This is a genomic window from Kitasatospora sp. NPDC054768 (assembly GCF_053612025.1).
In genome coordinates this window covers 25437-42778 of sequence record NZ_JBSHBN010000031.1, presented here as the reverse complement: position 1 = coordinate 42778, position 17342 = coordinate 25437, and the positions used below count along the sequence as shown (strand labels likewise).

Genomic DNA, 17342 nt, shown 5'->3' with positions numbered 1-17342 from the left:
GTTTTCTCTGTTGTCTGGTGGGTTGTTTTTTTTTTATATGACCCCGCCCCCCCCCCCGGGGCGGGCGGCCCCCACCGGGCCGCCCGCGATCCCCTCTCCCCCCATGAGCTTTCCCGACCAACCGGTCCCCCCACATCCTCAGGAGTGCGCACATGCGCCGAACCCGCCGCCGTCTCGCGGCATCCCTCCTGTCCCTCGCCCTCGCCACCGCCGGACTGGGAGCCGTCGGCCTCGGCACGGCCGCGCCGGCCGCCGCGCTCGGCAACGGCAACGCCCTGACCCCGCCCATGGGCTGGAACTCCTGGAACTCCCTCGGCACCGAGGTCACCCAGGAGCAGGTCGTCCAGACCATCGACTTCATGGCCGCGAACGGCCTGGTGGCGGCCGGGTACGACACCGTCACCATCGACGACGGCTGGTCGCTCTGGCACCGCGACGGCCAGAGCACCGACCTGGTCCGCAACGCCGACGGCGGCATGCAGCTGTACGACAACGCCGGGAACCCGGTCAGCGGCACCGACGGCACCGGCAACGACCCCACCTCCGGCCACCTGATCCCCCGCCCCGACCACTTCCCCGCGCAGACCGTGGACGGGCGCAGCGTCAACGGCATCGAGTACCTGGCCCGCTACGCGCACGGCAAGGGCATGAAGTTCGGCCTCTACGCCACCGACACCTACCTCACCTGCCAGATGCACCCCGGCAGCCTCGGCCACGAGTCCACCGACGCGGCCGACTTCGTCTCCTGGGGCGTCGACTTCGTCAAGTACGACGACTGCCCGTACGGCCCGCAGATCGTCGGCCCGGACGGGCACAACTACTACACCCAGGGCGAGGGCAAGGAGCTGACCCGCTCGGTCTACGCCCGGGTGCAGACCTTCCAGCGTGCCCTGGACGCCGCCTCCGCCACCCAGGGCAGGCCCAAGGTCACCCTCAGCGTCTCCGCCCAGCCCGCCCACACCGGCGTCCCGTACCTGCTCGCCGCCGACGACCCGGCCCGCACGGACCCGGTGGTCCAGGCCGCCGGGACGGCTCCGTTCCACGCCCCCGGCTACGCGCCCACCGGCGTCTGGTGCGGCCAGGTCGCCAACCTCTGCCGGATCGGCGGCGACCGGGACAGCGAGCTCGACGGGGTGCTCTGGAACGGGCAGTTGCAGACCGCGCTGCAGTACCCGGGCAACGTCCGCCCGGGCAGCTGGAACGACCTGGACATGATGTTCACCGGCTGGCAGGACGTCTACGGCCTGTGGGGCACCACCGACACCTGCGTCTGCCACAAGCCCTTCACCGACGACGAGTCCCGCACCGAGACCTCGATCCTCGCCATGCTCGCCGCGCCGCTGATCTCCGGCGCCGACCTGCGCACCGCCGCACAGTCCCGGCACAGCGACGGCGGCTACACCTGGTCCACCGGGATCGACGACGCGAGCCTGGCGATCCTGAAGAACCGCGAGGTGATCGCGATCGACCAGGACGGCCTCGCCAAGCCCGCCACCCTGGTCGGCGCCAAGCCGGCCGACGGGCGCGCGCCGGTGGTCCTCAAGCGGCAGCTCGCCAACGGCGACACCGCCGTGCTGCTGGTCAACCAGGACCCGGCGGCCGGCCGCAGCGTCTCCACCAGTCTCACCGAACTCGGCCTCGGCGGCTCCGGCTACCGGGCCAAGGAGCTGTGGACGGGCGCGAGTTCGACCGTCACCGGGCCGATCGGCGCCTCGCTCCCGGCGCACGGCGCGGCCCTCTACCGGCTCACCCCGACGTCGACGGGCGGGCCGTCGGGCGTCGTCGACGACGGGAAGTACCACACGCTGACCAGCGGCGGCCTCGCGCTCTCGCTGCTCGGCTCCTGCACCGCGCCGATCGGCTCGATCACCGACCTGGAGCCCGCGCGCCCCGGTGACGCGGCGCAGCAGTGGACCTTCACCACCAACCCCGACGGCACCGTCCGGATCACCGACAACTGCGCCACCGCCACCCACCGGCACACCGTGCTCTCCGCCGGGAACTCGGCCGGCTACAGCGCCTACCTGCTCGACCTGTCGCCCGGCAACCCCTGGCAGGAGTGGAAGCTGACGCAGGGCGAGGCCGGCGTCACCGTCACCAACGTCGCCACCGGCCTCGCCCTCGACGCGGGCGCCGGCACCGCCGGCACCCCCGTCACGACCCGCCCGGCAGCCGGCCAGAGCTGGGCCGTCGGGTCCTGAGGAACCTCTCAGTCCCTCGTGCCGGCCGTCCGCTCGGTGGAGCGGGCGGCCGGCATCCGGACCAGCACGGCCACGCTCAGGCCGAAGATCAGCACGCCCAGCGGGACGTGGACCGACGGCACGTGCGCGATGCCGAGGACGACCTGCGCCGAGGCCAGCACCAGGAAACCCGACGCGTACAGGATCGGACGGGGCGAGCCGCCGCCCGGCCGCCAGGCCAGGACGGCGGCGAGCACGTACAGCATCGAGGCCCCGTACATCACCCGCGCGCCGATGCCGTGCAGCAGTTCGCCGTAGGAGGTGGAGAGCAGCAGGCCGGCCGAGACCGCCTGGAGGAGGACGGTCGCGGTCTGGAGCGCGACGGAGACCCGCAGGAAGGCCCGGGTACGCTGTTCCACCGCCGTTCCCGGCACCGTCCCCGTCGCCGCCCTCGCCGTGGTGTGGATGGCCATGTCGTGTTCCCCTCTTCTGCCTCGCGGCGGTTGATCGATAGTGTCCCGGTGATCCGACGACACAGGCCGGCGAAGTGTGAGGCGGGGTCCGTCCCGGGCCGGGCATCGCAGGCCGGCCCGTGGTCGGGTCGCAGCGGTGGGAACGGCAGGAGCCGCGAGAACGGCGAGAGCGCCGACCGGACGAGACGAGACAGGGAGCGGCCCCGACCATGAACACCCCGTCCGAGCCGGGGCAGGAGCGGCCCGTACCGGAGCTGAGCGTGATCGTCGGCGAGCGGCGGCAGCTGATCAACCTCGCCTACCGGCTGCTCGGTTCGCTGGCCGAGGCCGAGGACGCGGTGCAGGAGACGTACGCCCGCTGGTACGCGCTGCCCCGCCGGCAGCAGGAAGCCATCGCCTCGCCGGGCGCCTGGCTGACCACGGTGGCCACCCGGGTCTGCCTGGACCTGCTCGGATCGGCGCGGGCCCGGCGGGAGCGCTACGTCGGCGAGTGGATCCCCGAGCCGCTGCCCGACCGCAGCGAGTGGATCGGCGGGCCGGCCGGCGGCAGCGGCGGACCGGCCGACCCGGCGGACCGGGTGACCCTGGACGAGTCGGTGAGCATGGCCTTCCTGGTCGTGCTGGAGGCGATGACCCCGGCCGAGCGGGTGGCGTTCATCCTCCACGACGTCTTCCGCTACCCCTTCCCCGAGGTCGCCGGGATCGTCGGCCGGACCCCGGCGGCCTGCCGGCAGCTGGCCGCCTCCGCCCGCCGACGGATCAGGGCCGCGCAGGCCCCGGCGACGCCGACGGGCGCGCAGGCCGCTCTGGTGCGGCACTTCAAGGAGGCCTGGGAGGCCCGGGACATCACGGCCCTGATCGCCCTGCTCGCCCCCGACGCCACGATGACCGCCGACGGCGGCGGCCTGGTCGGCGCCGCCCTGCGCCCGGTCCGGGGCGGCGAGCGGATCGCCCAGTACCTGGTCCACCTCGCCGACCGGGCCCCCGGGCTCACACTCCTCGAACGGACCGTCAACGGCCGCCCCGGCCTGGTCGCCCGGCACGGCGGCCGCACCGCGACGGTGGCGGCGTTCGAGCTGGCGGACGGCCGGATCACCCGCATCTGGGCGGTCCGCAACCCGGAGAAGCTGCGCCCGTGGACGGAGAACGACCCGCGCGACGGCTGAACGCCCGGCCTACAACTCCTCCACCACCTCCACGCCCGGGCACTCCCGCGCCAGGTCGGCGAAGAAGCGCTCCCCGTCGATCACCGCCTCCGTCGGGTGCACCCCCGTCGCCCGCACCGTGCCGTCCAGCAGCTGCGCCAGCGCCAGCCCCGCCGGGACGCCCGTGGCCTCCGCCATGTCCGCCAGGAACCGCTCCGCGCCGTCCAGGCGGGCGAGCGCCGCGGCCGGTCGGCCGTCGCGCGTTCCGGTGGCGGCGGCGAAGAACGGCGGGAGGGTGCCCGGCCCACGCATCCGGGGGGCTCGGGCGGCCGCGCGCAGGGTGCGGCGCAGGGTGGGGCGGTCGAGGTCGGCGGCGGCGGTCTCGTTGGTCAGCCGTCCGGCGTCGAGGTCCTCGCGCAGCACGCCCAGGTAGGCGGCGGTGCCGACGGACACCACCATGAGGTTGGCCGCGTCTCCGCCGGGCCGCAGGCTGCGGTGCAGGGTGACCGGCTCCGGGTGGCCGACGGTGTAGGCGGTGCCGCGGTGGCCGCCGGGCAGGTCGAGGGCGACCGGGCGCAGCGGGGGCCGCCGGACCAGCCGGCCGTCCTCCACCGTCGCGACGGTGCCGCTGATCTGCTGCATCCAGTGCACGGCGGCGGCCGAGACCGCGCCGTTCGGGTCGCGCAGCGAGGTGTCGGGCCGGGAGGAGTCGGGCGTGGAGCCGACGTCCACCGGCCAGGCGGTGTACACGTCGGTCAGGGTGTCGAGGCGGGCGGCGGCCCGGGCGGCGAGCAGGTTGCTGACGCCGGGGCTGGCGCCCGCGCCGAGCACCGCGCGCACTCCGGCGGCGCGGGCCTCCTCGTCCAGTTCCAGCATCGCGACGGTGGGTTCCCAGTCGTCGCAGATGTCCAGGTAGTGGGTGCCGGTGCGGATCGCGGCGCGCAGCACGTCGAAGCCGTAGCGGTAGTACGGGCCGACGGTGTTCAGCACGGCGTCGGCGTCCGCGAGGGCGGCGTGCAGCTCCGGGCCGTCCGTGACGTCGACCCGGCTCGCACGGACGGGCACCGGTGCGCCGGCGGCGAGTGCGGCGGCGGCGCGGCGGGCGGCGTCGAGGTCCCGGTCGGCGATCACCAGTTCGTGGACGCCGGGCAGGGCGGCCGCGACCCGGGCGGAGACCCGGCCCATCGCGCCGGCTCCGCCGAGGGCGAGGAGCTTCATCGTGGGTCAGCCCTTCCGGTGGTCGAGCGAGGTCAGGAAGTCCCGCATGCCGTCGAGGTAGCCGGGGGTGAACAGCGAGCGCGGGGCGGCGACGGCCAGGACGGTGCTGCGCAGTTCGGAGTCCTCGACGTCCTCGGGCACGATGTTGTGGGTGGAGTCCGGGAAGCGCAGGACCTGGAGCAGGCCCGGGGTGGTGACGAGGCGCCGGTAACCGGCCTCGGTGTCGTCGCTGTCGACGTTGACGTCCCGGCCGCCGAGGATCAGTTGCACCGGGATCCGGACCGCGGCGAGGTCCTCGGTGGCGTCGGAGAGGTGGTTGCGCTTGTTGAACGCCCACCGCTCGGGGGTCAGCCCCTCGGCGTCGCCGCCGGCGGCCCGGTACTGCTCGAAGGTCGCACTCGCCCGCAGGGCGGCCAGGTCGCGGTCGCTGCGGGCGACGGCGGCCGCGGTCTCCTCGGGCGAGGCGTGCCGCTCGCCGAGCTCGGCGAGCAGGTTGTAGCGGCCCTGCTGGAGCCAGTTGACGGCGGTGCCGACGGCGATCAGGAACGTGACGTCCGGGGACTGCCGGGCGGCCTTGGGCATCACCCAGCCGGCCTGGCTGGCGCCCCAGAGCCCGATCCGGTCCGGGTCGATGCCGGGCTGGGCCTTGGCCCAGCGGATCGCGGCGAGGGTCTCGTCGACGCGGTCCTGGATGCTCTGGTCCAGCCAGTTGCCGGGGGCGTTGCGGACGCCGGGCTTGTCCCAGGACAGCGTGGCGTACCCGGCCTTCGCCATGGCTTCCCAGAGCGGCCGGTAGAAGGTGTCGTGGGTGGCGTCGACGGGTCCGTCGCCGTGGACGAAGACCACCAGTCCGTACGGTCCGTGGCCGCCGGTGGGGCGGGCCAGCACGCCCTGGAGCGGCTGCTTGCCGCCGGTGACGGTGACCCGCTCCTCCGTGAGGTCGTACTCGTTCTGGTACACCACCCAGCCGCCCGCGCCGGCCAGCAGCACAGCCACGGACAGCAGTGATCCCCAGAGCCACCGGCGCTTGCCGAACAGCTTCATATCGTTCACTCGCCAATCGTTCGTTTCTAAAACGACCGTAACAGATATGAACGGTACGCGTGAGTCACCCGGCCCCCACGTGCTCCGCCCCGGCGGACGGTGCCGCCGAATCCGGCACCACCGGCTCCGGCAGCGTCCGGAACAGCGCCCAGTCGCACCGTCGGCGCCCCGGCGACCGCACGCTGTCCCGGCTGTTCCGCGCCGACCTCGGCATGACCTTCCCCAGTGGCGCACCCAGCTGCGGCTGCACCACGCCCTGGTCCTGCCGCCGAGGGACTGCCGGTCACCGCCGTCGCGCACCGCTGCGGCTGGGCCTCGGCCGGCGCCTTCATCGACGTGTTCCGCCGCGCCCTCGGCCACACCCCGGGCGCGCGGGCGCCCAGTTGAACACCGTTGTCCGTGGGACGTGGGAGGCTGGGAGGCATGTGCGGCCGCTTCGTCTCCACCACCACGCCCCAGGACCTCGTCTCACTGCTCGGAGAGCTCCGGTGGGACCCGGCCGAGACCTTCGCACCGAGCTGGAACGTCGCCCCGACCGACCCGGTCCCGGCCGTCCTGGAACGCGTCGACCGGGACACCGGCGAGGTGATGCGCCAACTGCGCCCGCTGCGCTGGGGATTGATCCCGTCCTGGTCCAAGGACCCGTCCGGCGGCGCCCGCATGATCAACGCCCGCTCGGAGACCGTCGACACCAAGCCCGCCTTCCGCAAGGCCTTCACCGCCCGCCGCTGCGTCATCCCCGCCGACGGCTACTTCGAATGGCGCGAGGTCCCCGCCACCGCCGACCGCAAGAAGTACAAGCAGCCGTACTTCCTCAGCACCGGCGACGTGATGCTGATGGCCGGCCTCTACGAGTTCTGGCGCGACGGCACCCGCCCCGAGGACGACCCGCTCGCCTGGCTGGCCACCGCCACCGTCATCACCACCGACGCCACCGACTCCGCCGGCCGCGTCCACGACCGGATGCCCCTCACCATCGCCCCCGACGACCTCCCCACCTGGCTCTCCCCCGCCCACACCGACCGCGCCGAACTCCACCACCTGCTGCGCCGCCCCGCCGACGGCGACCTGCGCGTCCGCGCCGTCCCCACCACCGTCAACAGTGTCCGCAACAACGGCCCGCAACTGCTGGACCCGGCCGACGACCCGCTGGGACTGGCCGACTGAAGCCGAACCAGGGAGATCGCATGAACCGCACCCCCGCGAGCATCGTCGAGGCCGCGTTCCGCTGCTACCGGTCACAGGACCGGGAGGCGGCCGTGCCGCTGTACGCCGCGGACTTCACGTTCACCAGCCCGCAGGACGACCGCATCGACAAGGAGGCCTTCTTCCGCCGGTGCTTCCCCACCGCCGACCGCTTCACGGAGCAACGGCTGCTGCGGGTGACGCCCGCCGGCGGGGAACTCGTCTTCGCCTACTACGAGTACGAGCTGACCACCGGCGACCGCTACCGCAACGTCGAGGCGATCACGGTCCGGGACGGGCTGATCCGGGAGGTGCAGGTCTTCTTCGGCGGCCGGCAGCCGGCGCCGGGCCCGCCCACGGCACCGTGAACCGGCCTCCTGCGGAACCGCAGGCAGCCCTTGCCCATGTCCTGCCCGGCCAGCCGTTCCTCGAACGCCTCACGGACGTCACCGCGCATGAGGTAGAAGGAGATGTACTGCTTCTGGCTGGCGAACGCGATCTCCGCGGCGCCGCCCCGCTCGTACGCGGGCATCCCGTACGCCATGACCTCGTCGAAGCCCACCAGCTCCTCCCGGCACAGTTGCCGCAGCGTGGCCAGCACGGCCCTGCGTCCCTCAGGAAGCGAGGGACCGCCCCGGATCGTCCGCGTCGCAGAAGTCGTCGAAGAGCACGTGCACGGTGTGGGCGAGGTCCTCGAACTCGTCCCGGTCGAGCCACACCTCGCGCTGCCAGGTCGGGCCGGCCAGCGCCACCACGGCGGGCACGACGTGGAGGCGGAACGCGGGGAGGGCGATGCCGTGATCGGTCACGGGCCGAGGGTACTCACTCCGTGATCAACGGTGCAGTCCCCGGCCGGCCCAGCGGGAGCAGGTACTGGATCGGCTCTCCGAGGTCGTCCAGGCCGAGGAGTTCGTGGGCGAGGTCGTCCTGGAGGCCGCCGAGGGGGGTGGTGCCGAGGCCGAAGGCGGCGGAGGTCAGGAGCAGGTTCTGGGCCAGGTGTCCGGCTTCCAGGACGCCGAGGCGCAGGGCTCGCAGACCGTAGCGGCGGCGCAGCCGGGCGAGGTCGAGGTACACGGCGAGGACGGCGGGGGCCTGGTCGACGCCGATGGCGTCCGGGTCCTCGGCCGGGCGGGAGAGGTAGGAGGAGAGCGCCTTGAGGTCGTCGAGGGCGGGGGCCGGGCCGATCGGGCGCAGGCTGCGGTGTTCGGGGAGGCAGTGGTAGGTGCCGGCGGGCAGGCCGTCGACGGCGAGGGCGAGCAGGCGCAGCCGGACGGTGTGCAGGGCGCCCGCGCTGGGGTACGGGCGGTGGCCGGTGTCGGGGGCGGGGGCGAAGGCGGACCAGAGCAGTCCGCCGAGGGCGCTGGCGGTGAGCGGGCCGGTCAGCGGGCCGCGGGTGGAGCGGCGGGTGCGCAGGGCGTCGGCGAGGGTGACGGGCGGCAGCGGGTCGGCGGGCAGCGGGAGGTCGCCGGGTCGGGGGCTCGGGGCCGGGTGGTGCGGCAGGTCGCGCAGGGCGGTGTCCTCGCCGCGGCCGATCTGGAACTTGCTGCGTTCCAGGTACTGGTGGTCGGGGGCGTGGTGGTCGGCGGGGAAGAAGGTGAACGGCTGTCCGGTCTCCAGCAGGGTGCGGGCGGCGAGGCGGCAGACCGCCCGTTCCTCGTCGGGGCCGACGCCGAGCCGGTTGAACAGCATGTGCAGCTGGGAGGCCCAGATCCACTCCAGGCGCTCCTCGGCCTCCTCGGCGGCCGAGGCGGGCGCGGCGGCCACGACGGCCCGCATCCGGGCGGCGGCCTCGGCGGCCTGCGCCGCCCAGTCCCCCAGCCAGGGCGTGGCCGTGCCGGCGTCCAGTGCCGCGCGCAGCTCCCGGGCGCGGCGGGCCAGCGTCTCCCGCTGGCGGGCGAACACGGTGTTGACCCGGGTGTGCACGGCGGCGCCCGGCAGCGGCCGGAACTCGGTGACCCAGCGCCAGGCGGCGGCGTGGCGGCGCAGCCAGCGGGAGGCGGCGAGTTCGTCGAGGCCGAGCGCGTACGCGGTGGTGTGGGCGAGGTCGAGGGCCAGTTGCAACCGCTTCTCGGGGGCCGCGCCGAGGGCGTGCAGGGCGCGGACGGCGGCGCGGGTGGACTGGGTGAACACCTCTTCGGCGATCGGCAGCAGGGCCGCGCCACCGTAGCGCTCGGTCTCGGGCTCGTACGGGACCTCCGTCACGGTGCCGTGCCCGTCCGCGAACGGGCCGTCGGGCGCGGTGCGTCGGGTGGCGAGGCGGGTGAGGTCGGCGGCGAGGGAGGCGGGCGCCGGGCCCGGGCCGCGGTGGCGGATGCGCAGGTGGGGGCCGCCCTCGCCGTAGCGGATGAAGAACCAGTCGGTGCCGGCGAGCCCGTCCATCAGCGGGGCGAGGTCCTCGGTGAGGAAGGCGTCGGCCTCGCGGGCCGGCAGCGGCAGCGCGAGGTGCAGGCTGTGCCAGGTGGTGGCCGGCAGCGCGTGGGTGGTCATCGCGTGCTCTCCGGTGGCTAGGGGAACGGGTGCGGGTGGAGCGGGAGTTCGTCGTGGCGCAGCGGCGCGGGGGTGCGGCCGAGGCGGTACGGGACCTCCAGCAGGCGGGGCAGGCCCCGGGTGCGGCGGTTGGCGTGGCCGAAGGTCATCGGCAGCGTGCCGGGGACGACGACCTTGGCGCAGTGCAGGCCGAGCCGGTCGCGGACGCCGGGCTCGTCCTGGGTGACCACGAGGACCTCCAGGTCCTCCCCCGCCAGCCGGGTGACCGTCCGCTCCAGCAGGTCGGTGAGGTCGGTGACCGGTTCGGGGTCGCCGGGCCAGCGCTCGGTCCAGGGCACCGGCGGCGGGCCGGCGAAGAGGAAGTCGAGGCGGGGCTGGGCCTCGGGCAGGGTGTTGAGGCCGACGTGGTCGTCCAGGGAGACGACGAGCTCCGGGCGCTCCAGCATCGGCCGCAGCCGCTGCGGGTCGCGCGGCCCGCCCGGGGCGGTGGAGCGGTGGGGCGCCTCCTGGACGTTGGTGACCACTTCGGCGACGGCGGAGCGGATCGCCGTCCGGGGGTCGTGGTGGGCTCCGGCGGCCAGGAGGGTGCGCGGGGCGTCGGGGTGGTCGCCGCGGTGGCGGCAGAGGGCGATCACGGCGGGAACGCCGAGGTCGTTGGTGGCGTCGAGCAGGGTGAGGCGGTAGCCGAACAGCTCGGCCCGGTCGGCGAGTTCGGCGATCTGCGGGTCCTCGGTGGGGACGGCGACGCCGGGCAGCGGGGTGCGGGCGTACCAGGCCATCAGGAAGGCGTCGCGCTCGGCGACCTCGAACAGGCCGTAGAGCGCGGCCTCCTGGGGGCTGTTGCCGAGTCCGCAGCCGTTCGAGGACTCGTAGACCACCCGGGGGCGGTCGCGGCCGGGAACCTCCCAGTAGGCGACGCGCTCCGGGACGGCGACCGGGCGGCGGCGGGTGAGCGACCAGCCGTGCACCCAGTCGAGGACCAGCTCGGGGGTGTAGGGGGCGGTGGCCGGGGTGGGGTGCCCTTGGTGGGGGTCGTCGGGCAGGCCGAGCCGGGCCGGGTCGAGGACGGCGTCCGGGCCCAACTCGCGTGCCAGTTCGGCGAAGGAGCCGCGCAGGACGGTGCGGCGCCCGAGCGGCCGCATGCCCGCGTGCCGCTCCACCGCCTCGAACAGCGCGACCCGCTCGCTGGAGCGGAAGTCCGCGGCGCGCCCGTACCCGCCGTCGTCGAGCGCCCGGCCGTCGGTCACCCAGGCGGTGGTGAGGGCGAAGGCCGAGTCCTCGGTGCGGAACAGCCGGCGGACCGGGCCGAACCGCTCGTCGTACAGTTCGGCCCGCAACTGCCCGGCGTCGGTGCGGTCGTTGGGCCCGCGCAGGACGGCCGGGTCGGGCAGCGGGCGGGGGGTGGCGGGCAGCCGGGCGGCCTCGGGCGTGTCGGGGGGAAGCGGCCGGCAGACCTCGCAGCCGCCGACGGGGCGGACCCGGTGGGTGGACCAGGTGGCCCGGCCGCCGTGCACCACGTGGACGGTGGCGCCGTCGGTGCTCTCCGCGGCCTCGGGGCCCCCGGCGCCCTCCGCGCCCTCCACGGCCTCGGGGCCCTTGGCCAGCTCGGCGGCGAGCGCGGTCACGGCCTCGGCGAAGGCCGGGGTGCCGGTGCCGCCCAGCGCCAGGGCCGGGCTCTGCCAGGGCACCCGGCCGCCGGCGGTGGCGAGCCGTTGGTACTCGACGCAGGCGAGGCAGGCCGGTGCGCCGGGGGCGAGCACCGGGCCGACCACGGTCAGCGCGCCGTCCTCGCGCACCGGCACCAGGCGTACGGGGTGTGCCAGGGCGTGCCGGCTGAGCCGGGCGGCCAGGCCCAGGGTCCATTCGGTGAGGTGGACGACGGCGGTGCCGCTCGTGGCGGCCAGTGCCTCGACCGGGGTCAGGACCGGCAACTCGCTCATGGGCGGCCTCCTTCGGCTACGAGGGCCGTGAAGCCGCAGCCGTCCAGGGCGTCGGCGAACGGGCGGGCCTCGGGGGTGGCGGGACGCCAGCGGGCGGTGCGCAGACCGGTGATCCGGACCAGGGCGGCCTGCAGGTCCGCCTCCCGGTCGGCGATGTCGGCGAGCCAGCGGTCGGCCCAGCCCAGGTCGGTCCAGGCCGCCGGGGTCCGGCCGGCTGCGGCGAGCGGGGCGGCGGCGCCGGAAAGGACGGTGTGGTGGACGGCGGCGAGGCCGGCGCCCCGGGCCATCAGCCGGGTGAGGGCGGCCAGTGCGGCGTGGGCGACGGCGTCGGCGGGCGTGGCCTCGACCGCCCTGCCCTCCTCCACCTGCGCCAGGTACACCGACTCGTGGGAGAGTTGACCGATCGTCAGGATCGGTGTTCGACCGAGCCGGCGGGCCAGGACGCCGTACCAGTGCCCGGCCTGCGGGTGTTCCCGCCAGGCGGACTCGGGCACCGCCCGGTCGCCCCGCACCGCCCGGTCGTCCAGGAGCGGCCGGTCGCCCCGCACCGCCCGGTCGAGCACGGCGCGACGCAGGGCCAGGCCGAGGGCGTGGTCCGGGTCGACGCCGACCACCGGCACGGCTCCCCCGCCCACCGCCGCCAGGTGCAGTTCGACGGACCGACAGGCGGCGGCCAGCCGGGCGAGGTCCGTCCGCACCGCCCCGGCCGCCAGCGGGCCGGCGGGGGTGGCGCAGGAGACCAGGGCCACGGGCAGCTGCGGGAGGTCGCCCGCGGAGGGTGCGTCCAGCACGCCCAGCCGGGGGTCACCGAGGGCGTTCACCCGGCGCAGCGCCTCGGCGAGGGTCCCGGGCGGCGCGGCGGCGGCCCCGGGGCCCGCCGCCCACGGGTGGTGCTCGGCGTGCGGCGGAGCGGCGTCGGCGATCAGGACGGTGGGGCGCCCGTCGAGCAGCCGCGGATCATCGGCCGGCTCGCCCGGGTCCGGCAGGCCCGCGACGGCACAGAGCAGCCGCTGGGCGCCGGCCGCGGCGAGCAGCGCGAGGAGCACGGGCGGCGGGTCCGCAGCGGGGGCGGGTTCCAGCCGGGCGGCGAGCGCCGCCGCGTCCGTCCGGGCCCGGACCGGGTCGGCGGGCTCGGTGACGAAGCCACCGTCCGCACCGCACTGCACCGCGACCGCCAGCTCCGTTCCCGCCGGACCGTCCGCCGTGGCCACCACCCGGCCGGCGGGCAGCCCGGGCTCGGCGACCACCGCCGGAGCCGCCGTCCCGCCCCGGGCCAGGGCGCGCGCCATCGCACGGGCCGACGGGCCGTCCGGGTCCGCGGCGGCCACCACCGGGCGGGCGGCCGCCAGGGCCGCCTCCGCACCGCCGGGGTCGTCCGCCACCGCTCCCGGCCAGGGCGGCAGTCGGACCCCGTCCGGGTGGTCCACGAGCAGGCCGTGCTCGCGCAGCCGGGCGGTGACGGTGGCCAGCGCGGCCGCCACCCTCGGCTCGACGGCCGCCTCGACAGCCGCCTCGACGGCCGCGTCGACGGCCTCCGCCTGCGGCCCGAGCCGGGCGGCGAGCACCTGCCACAGCGCCGGGAGCGCCCGGCTGCCCTCCAGGGTGACGCTGCTCTCGCGCCCGCGCAGGTGCAGCCCTTCGCGCAGCGGCGTCACCGCCACCCCGGGGCGCAAGCGGGGCCGAACGGCGTCCGGTTCGGCCGTCATGCCGCCCCCTCCAGTGTTGTGCGCCCCGCGCCGCCCGTCGCCACCGCCACGCCCGACTGCTCCGCGCCGCCCGGATCCTCCGCGGCGCCGAGGAGCGTCTGCCAGCGGTGCCCGGTCAGCTCGGGCACGCTGCGCACCAGCAGGTGGGCGGCCAGGTAGCGCTCCATCGGGCGGACGTCGCAGATCGCGAGCAGCCGGTACAGGCCGTTGGTGCCGGCCCGGTTGATCAGGTAGTCGGGACGGTGCCACATCCTGCCGTCGGGGTCGGCGCGCTGCAGCAGTCGGTGGAACTCGCTGTAGCGGGTGCGCAGTTCGGCGTTCCAGCGTTCGGCGGTGGCCGGGTCGCCGAGGGCCTCGGCGCGCTCCTGGTACTCGGCGTGGCGGCCGCCGAGGTCGGCGCCGGCCGTCAGCCGCCGCTCGGCCAGGCTCCAGGCGGTCGCCGACCAGTGCGCCCAGTCCCGTTCCCAGTCGCGCGCGCCGCCGTCGGCGATCCGGCCGACCAGCGCGGTGACCGCCCCGCCGCTCTGCTCCCAGCGGCGCTCGAAGGCGGCCCGCAGGCTGCCGTCCGGGTCCTCGTGGACCAGGAAGTCCTCCAGGTGCGAGAGCACCGAGTAGTGCGCGCCGACCAGCCCGTCCGGATGCGCGGTGGCGTGTGCCGCGAGCGCCGTCACCACCAGCTGCACCCGCGCCTGCGGGGTGTCGCCGTGCGCGCCGAGGAAGTGGCAGGCCGAGTCGAGGGCGGGCAGGCCGGTCCGCAGCAACTCCTCGCGCAGCTCGGCGGATTCGTCGCCGATCAGCGCCCGCAGGGCTTCTTCGGCGGACCGGTCTGCGGGCGCCGCCACGACGGTGTTGTCCGGCACCAGCGGCGCGTACGGCGGCGCGATCAGCTCCGCGCGTCCGGCGACGGCGGCCTCGGCGAGCAGCTGCTCGTCCGACCGGTCGGCCACGGACGGGTGCGCGGCCGCCCACGCCCGCAGCGCCTCGGCGGCCCGCTGCGCCGCCCCGGCCACCCGTGCCTCCGGGCCGCGCAGCCGCAGCCGCAGGTGCGGTCCGAACCGCCAGTGCCGCTCGACGTGGGCGGCCAGCCCCTCGGCCGCCGCCTGCCGGGCCAGCGGCAGGACGGCTTCGCGCAGCGCGCGGGCCTTGTCGGGCCGGTAGTGGTACAGGACCACGTCCCAGGCGGTCACGGCCCCTCGGCCGTCGGCCGGGTCACTCATCGGGCGCCTCCTCGGCGATGGCGGTACGGACGGATTCGAAGGCGCCGGCCGCCTGCGGGCTGCCCCGACCGGGCCGGTACGTCTCCACCACGAGTTCCACGGCCCGGGTCGGCTCCGGGTGACCCGCGATGGCCGGGAGGGCCTCCTCCAGCACCGCGCCGCGCGGGTGCCGGGTGAGCCATTTGGCGAGGTGGCACAGGTGCAGCGGGTTGCCGAGGTCGACGGGCTGCGGCTTGGGGGCTCGCAGGTGGGCGACGAAGGCGTCGCCGGGCGTGCCCGTGGTGTCGGCCGCGGCCGGTGCGGGGTGGAGGAAGAGCTGCTCGGGCAGGTCGAGCCGGGCCCGCCACCGGGCGACGGCCGCGGCCGGGACCGCGTCGGGGCCCTGGTCGGCGGCGAGGTCGGCCCGCAGGGCGTCGAGCACTCCGGCCGGCAGGAGCCAGCGGCGGCGGGCGAGGACGACGTGCCGGTGGCGCAGCCGCGGGGTGCGCAGCACGCTGCCGCCGGGCGCGGCGAGGGTGGTGCGCGGCAGCAGCGCCCGGAAGTCGACGACCCCCTCGGGGTGGTCGTTGAGCAGCGGGCCGAGCCGCCGGGGCAGCATGACCGGTGCGAGGAAGCCCAGGTAGAGGACGTCGAGCAGCTCGCCGGTGGTGCGCAGCCGCAGCCGGAGCTGGTCGTCGACCGGGTCGTGCACGAGGTCGAGGTCGGACTCGGCGAGGCCGGTCCACTGTCGGTCGGGGCCGATCTCGTCGGCGAGCAGTCGCGGGTGCAGGTTGGCGTTGAAGCCGCCGACCGGCCGGATCTGGGCGGCGCGGGCGCCTGCGCCGAGGCCGGACCGCAGCTGCCGGGCGACCTCGGTGGCGGCCTGCGGGGCCAGGCCGTCGAGGAAGCGGCTGGTGAAGCGCCCCCAGCCGCCGTAGACGTGGTTGACGCACAACAGGCCGTCCGCGGAGCCGCGTTGGACGAACCAGGAGTAGCTGAGCGGGCGGGCCGCGGTCCAGTGGGGCAGTCGGGCGGCCAGGGCGCGGATCCGCTCGGCGGGGAGCACGAGTTCGCCGCCCTGCTCCGGCAGCTTCGCGAACTCCTCGCGCAGTGCGGCCAGTTCGTCCGGGGGTGTCGGATCCGCCCACGAGTCCGCCAGGTCGGCAGCGAAGTCCCAGGGGACGTCGCACACCCCGCCGACGCCGTAGCGGGCGACGAAGCGGTCCCGGGCCGTCCGGCGCATCAGGTGAGCGTGGTCGAACAGCTCGGCGAACGCGGTGAGTTCGGCGAGCGCCGCCCGGTCGGCCGCGCCCGGCCGGGGCTGCGGCCGAGCCGGCGCGTGGACGTCCTCACTGAGCACGCTGAGCGGTGCGGCCTCCTGCGGCACCGGCCGGCCGGCGTCGGCCAGCAGCCGCCGCCAGCGCTCGGCGAGGACGACCAGCAGCGCGGGGCGGCGCTCGCCCGGGGTCACGACCAACTCGGCGTTCTGCCGTTCGAGTTGATCGATCCGGTGGGCCAGCTCGGCGTCCTGCGGCCACTGCCGGAGCCACCCGGCCAGGCTGCGGAGCGGGTGCCGGTCCTGCGGGTCGACCGGTTCGGTGGGCACCAGCAGCCGGGCCGTGACGAGCTGGTCCACGAAGCGGTGCGCGCCCGGGTCGTCGCCCGGCCGTCCGAGGGCCTCGGCGAGCCCGGCGGCGAGCCGGTCCGGCGGGGCCGGGGTGGCCGCGAGCGAGGCGAGCAGGGCCAGTTCGGGCCGGGCGGCGAGTTCGACCTCCTCCTCCCGGGTGACCAGGAAGCGCCCGCCCGCGAACCGCGCCTCCGCGCGGGCGTAGCGGGCCCGGCCGTCGGCGACCCGGGCCGCGCTGGTCATCCGGTGCGGCAGCGTGCGGCTGCGGCGGGGGTCGTCGAGCAGGGCCTGGACGAGCGCGGTGACCAGTGCCCGGTTCTCCCGGACGCAGGCGCGGGGCTCGCCCGCCACGGCTTCGGCGTCCTCGGAGGACCAGCCGACGGCGGTGAACCAGGACAGCGGGCTGGTCTTGGCGGTGGCCCGCAGGGCGTGCCGCAGCACGGCCGCCTCCTCCTTGCGTGCCCGGCCGCGCGGTTCCCCGGTCGCGCCCGCCGTGTTGGCCACCGCGCGCAGCAGGTCGGCGCTGGTGAGCGCGACGGCCCGGGTGAAGGCGGGCTCCCGGCAGATGTCCGCGAGGGCGGCCCGTTCGGCGGCGAGGGCGGGCGGGACGGCGTCGGCGAGCGCGTCCAGCAGCCGGGCCCGCAGCCGTCGCAGCTCCAGCCACTCGGCGAGCCGCGGGACCCGGCGCGGCAGGTCGGCGAGCCGGTCGAGCAGCGCCGCCCGCGGCGTTCGCCCGTTGTGCAGGTCGCGGCGCAGCGGCAGCACGACCCTGCGGTGGAACTCCTCGTCGTGCCCGGCCCGGCCGGCGTACAGGTCGTCACAGAGGGCCGGCCGCAGGGCCTCGACCGCGGCCTCGGCGGCGGCGAGGTCGCGCAGCAGCGCCCGGGCGTGCGCCGTGGCGGCGGACTGGGCGGGCCGGGCGAGCACGGTGGAGCGCACCAGGGCGTGGCGCGCGGCGTACGCGGCCGGAGCCGGTACGGGGGCCGGCGCCCGGGCGTCCCGGCGCGGGGCGGCGCGGTTGGGCATGGGCGGTTCCCTCCGACGGGGCCTGGGGCGCGTCTCGTGGGACTGGTCGGTTCCGGCCGCGGCGCCGCCGGCCCGACCGGGTCCGCGCGACAGGTCCTGCGGACCCGCGGCAGGC

The 17342-nt window shown here is 76.2% G+C and carries 14 protein-coding genes and 1 pseudogene; 5 read left to right on the top strand and 10 right to left on the bottom strand.

The window, feature by feature from the left end; genetic code table 11:
- The first annotated feature begins 152 nt into the window (after positions 1-152).
- Positions 153-2201: an alpha-galactosidase gene (locus ACWGKU_RS12590; protein WP_401047156.1), complete on the top strand. Its 2049-nt coding sequence runs from the start codon at positions 153-155 to the stop codon at positions 2199-2201.
- An 8-nt stretch (positions 2202-2209) separates the two neighbouring features.
- Here the strand turns inward: ACWGKU_RS12590 and ACWGKU_RS12585 are convergent, their stop codons facing one another.
- Positions 2210-2653, bottom strand: a complete 444-nt coding sequence (locus ACWGKU_RS12585) for a hypothetical protein (RefSeq protein ID WP_401047159.1) — start codon at positions 2651-2653, stop codon at positions 2210-2212.
- A 209-nt stretch (positions 2654-2862) separates the two neighbouring features.
- Between ACWGKU_RS12585 and sigJ the strand changes: the two genes are divergently transcribed.
- The gene (gene sigJ / locus ACWGKU_RS12580) at positions 2863-3819 is read left to right on the top strand and encodes an RNA polymerase sigma factor SigJ (protein WP_452179167.1); all 957 of its coding nucleotides are present in this window, start codon (positions 2863-2865) and stop codon (positions 3817-3819) included.
- A gap of 9 nt (positions 3820-3828) precedes the next feature.
- Here sigJ and ACWGKU_RS12575 read toward each other — a convergent pair whose 3' ends face one another.
- Positions 3829-5016, bottom strand: coding sequence for a saccharopine dehydrogenase family protein (locus ACWGKU_RS12575; protein WP_452179166.1), 1188 nt, complete (start codon positions 5014-5016; stop codon positions 3829-3831).
- Between the two features lie 6 nt (positions 5017-5022).
- A complete protein-coding gene (locus ACWGKU_RS12570) occupies positions 5023-6060 on the bottom strand; it encodes an alpha/beta hydrolase family protein (RefSeq protein WP_452179183.1) in 1038 nt (345 codons plus the stop codon).
- 170 nt (positions 6061-6230) lie between these two features.
- On the opposite strand from ACWGKU_RS12570, the pseudogene ACWGKU_RS12565 reads away from it, so the two are divergent.
- From ACWGKU_RS12565 to ACWGKU_RS12555, 3 genes and pseudogenes are all read left to right on the top strand, one after another.
- Positions 6231-6447 (top strand): annotated as a pseudogene (locus ACWGKU_RS12565) (helix-turn-helix transcriptional regulator); the annotation flags it as partial.
- A 36-nt stretch (positions 6448-6483) separates the two neighbouring features.
- Positions 6484-7227 carry an SOS response-associated peptidase gene (locus ACWGKU_RS12560; RefSeq protein ID WP_401047166.1) on the top strand — a complete coding sequence of 248 codons (744 nt, stop codon included), beginning with the start codon at positions 6484-6486 and terminating at the stop codon, positions 7225-7227.
- Positions 7228-7247: 20 nt separating this feature from the next.
- The gene (locus ACWGKU_RS12555; RefSeq protein ID WP_401047167.1) at positions 7248-7613 is read left to right on the top strand and encodes a nuclear transport factor 2 family protein; all 366 of its coding nucleotides are present in this window, start codon (positions 7248-7250) and stop codon (positions 7611-7613) included.
- Here ACWGKU_RS12555 and ACWGKU_RS12550 read toward each other — a convergent pair.
- The 7 genes from ACWGKU_RS12550 to ACWGKU_RS12520 are packed head-to-tail and all read right to left on the bottom strand — an operon-like array spanning position 7508 to position 17227.
- Positions 7508-7885, bottom strand: coding sequence for a DUF1801 domain-containing protein (locus ACWGKU_RS12550; protein ID WP_401047176.1), 378 nt, complete (start codon positions 7883-7885; stop codon positions 7508-7510). The two genes, ACWGKU_RS12555 and ACWGKU_RS12550, sit on opposite strands and share 106 nt — an antisense overlap.
- Positions 7860-8054, bottom strand: a complete 195-nt coding sequence (locus ACWGKU_RS12545; protein ID WP_452179165.1) for an SCO4402 family protein — start codon at positions 8052-8054, stop codon at positions 7860-7862. Before ACWGKU_RS12545 ends, ACWGKU_RS12550 begins: the two co-directional genes overlap by 26 nt.
- 13 nt (positions 8055-8067) lie before the next feature.
- The gene (locus ACWGKU_RS12540; protein ID WP_452179164.1) at positions 8068-9732 is read right to left on the bottom strand and encodes a thiopeptide-type bacteriocin biosynthesis protein; all 1665 of its coding nucleotides are present in this window, start codon (positions 9730-9732) and stop codon (positions 8068-8070) included.
- A 17-nt stretch (positions 9733-9749) separates the two neighbouring features.
- Positions 9750-11672: a TOMM precursor leader peptide-binding protein gene (locus ACWGKU_RS12535; protein ID WP_452179163.1), complete on the bottom strand. Its 1923-nt coding sequence runs from the start codon at positions 11670-11672 to the stop codon at positions 9750-9752.
- On the bottom strand, positions 11669-13378 hold the full coding sequence (locus tag ACWGKU_RS12530; RefSeq protein ID WP_452179162.1) for a hypothetical protein: 1710 nt from the start codon (positions 13376-13378) through the stop codon (positions 11669-11671). Before ACWGKU_RS12530 ends, ACWGKU_RS12535 begins: the two co-directional genes overlap by 4 nt.
- A complete protein-coding gene (locus ACWGKU_RS12525; RefSeq protein ID WP_452179161.1) occupies positions 13375-14595 on the bottom strand; it encodes a hypothetical protein in 1221 nt (406 codons plus the stop codon). Before ACWGKU_RS12525 ends, ACWGKU_RS12530 begins: the two co-directional genes overlap by 4 nt.
- Positions 14588-17227 carry a lantibiotic dehydratase gene (locus tag ACWGKU_RS12520; protein ID WP_452179160.1) on the bottom strand — a complete coding sequence of 880 codons (2640 nt, stop codon included), beginning with the start codon at positions 17225-17227 and terminating at the stop codon, positions 14588-14590. Before ACWGKU_RS12520 ends, ACWGKU_RS12525 begins: the two co-directional genes overlap by 8 nt.
- Between the last annotated feature and the right edge of the window lie 115 nt (positions 17228-17342).